Below are 2,052 nucleotides of genomic sequence, written 5' to 3'. Positions count from 1 at the left end.
GAACCTGTTCACCTCTCGACTTGCTGATTTTTGCATCTTGAATGATAACGGGTATATATGTCTGCTGAGTAACGTAATCGGCACAAGCTACCCAATAATCTAGTATCAAGTACGATACAAGATTTTACTAACATGTTCATTTCAATATAATTTTATTGCTCATGTCCGATAGAGGATCTTAGTAACATGTTTATTGCAATGCAATTGCTTTTGCTCACGTCCGATAGAGGATCTTAATCACATGCCAACCAAATTTAGTCTTAACTAAATGAGGGGTTAATATCTCACCATTAAAGGCAACTTTATCAAACTGTGGAACCATCTGACCTTTCTTAAATTCACCAAGATCACCACCTTTCTTACCCGACGGACAGTTCGAGTACTTCTTAGCTAAAGCCTGGAATTTTGCACCTTTCTTTAGCTGGGCAATAATATCTTCTGCTTGTTCTTTATGCTTCACTAATATGTGCAAAGCTGCTGCTGTTCTAGCCATACCTACCTCAATTTCTAATAACTTAGTAGATTGTAACCGATATCTTCTGTTCACTGCCACTGGTAATCTGGGTATTCAAGCTTCCATTTCTTATAAATTGCCTGTAACTCACCCGATTTATGGAGCCTTTCAATTCCCTTATCCCACATTTCTCTTAATCTTTCACCTTTAGGGGAAGGCGTAAACCCCGGATAACAAGTGATAACCTGCAGAGGAACAAAAGTATATGGAGGCATACTGACATTGCTGTTTTTATCGACCTCATGAAGGATATTAATGTAAATACCAAGGAAAAAAATTGCTCTTCTTTTTTCGAGTAGCAGCAGTGACTTAGCTTTGCTATCGGTCTTAATCAAGTTTGCATTAAGCTTCTTGATAAAAGGCAAGATGGCAATCTCCTTATGCAGGGTAACCTGTTTATTCTCCAGAGATGCGAGCCCACGCCAATCACCAATAACTTTTTCGTCAAACAACACGCCTAAACTTTCTTGAGCCCAGGGGTGTTTTGCCCTATAAAATTCGCTCATCGGATAGCAAATGGAAAAAATATCCATACGACCTTCTCTGACAAAGTTAATACCGCGCTTATAGGGCAAAAAGCTATGCAGCAGCTCAAACTCTGAAGGAGGATAAACGGCATTTAGCAAATCAAAATAGGCCCCCCTGCCATCCTCTTCCGTTGCCTTCGGCCAGATCTCTGTAGTCCAGGTTATATTAGTTTTCGGCGTTGCCAAAATTTCGGTCGGCAATATCAAAACAAGGACCATGATACCTGGGCAGACAATCTTTAAAAATTTTTGAGTCATCGACACCCCTTCAACTGTCTGCATTCTTAAATTATGAAGTGTTTTTTAGCTATTATTGATTCAGCGAAACCATCAGTAACATTATTACCCTGCAGACAAATTAGCTAGTCTATCGCCCTGAATCGTTGTGTTGTTGGGCTCTAGCATACATATTTTGCATTTACCGATAGCTACACAAAATTGTATTGTTCAAGAGAAACTGTGAAAGGGATATCCCTCAAAAGGGTTAAAAGATGCTGAAAAAGGGATAATTACAGGGCTTAGATCTTGTTTCTTGCATTCAATGACAAAACTCAAGAGCCCGATTAAAGTAAATGCAATATGCAAGACACCCACAGCTTGTATTTTTTTCAATCAGAAACTTTTGATTAAATAGCTAATGGGTGCCTTATACTTTCACGGGTAAATATTTGTTACCTCGTATAGTTTGTTTACAAATTAAACCTAGCTTTATTATTCCAGATGTGACTTTTTAATCAGATCAATAAAGAAGTACATCATATAAACAAAAATAACGCAGGTAACAGTAAGCACGCCGAACGATAAAATATCCATAATAAACTCCTGTTTTCTGTATATACAAAAAATATTTATTAAGTTCAATCTAAAAAACTTATCCTTTAAAAGTAGAAGATATATTTACTTACAGAACTGATTTAACTCAACGAAAACAAGGTTTTCCCTACAAATGCGCGCCAACTCGCAAATTAATAAAAGAGTTATATTTAGTTAAAAAATTCACCTCTATATTTG

2 protein-coding genes are annotated in these 2,052 nt (G+C 37.0%); both read right to left on the bottom strand.

Going from position 1 to position 2,052, the window contains the following annotated elements; all coding sequences use genetic code 11:
• Window positions 1-214: 214 nt before the first annotated feature.
• A complete protein-coding gene (gene ppiC, locus AC4GME_RS18915) occupies window positions 215-493 on the bottom strand; it encodes a peptidylprolyl isomerase PpiC (protein ID WP_490378404.1) in 279 nt (92 codons plus the stop codon).
• Between the two features lie 50 nt (window positions 494-543).
• Window positions 544-1,299, bottom strand: coding sequence for a hypothetical protein (locus AC4GME_RS18910; protein WP_490378403.1), 756 nt, complete (start codon window positions 1,297-1,299; stop codon window positions 544-546).
• Window positions 1,300-2,052 lie beyond the last annotated feature (753 nt).

It is taken from the genome of Psychromonas sp., from assembly GCF_983033635.1.
This window is presented reverse-complemented; position numbering and strand designations above follow the sequence as displayed.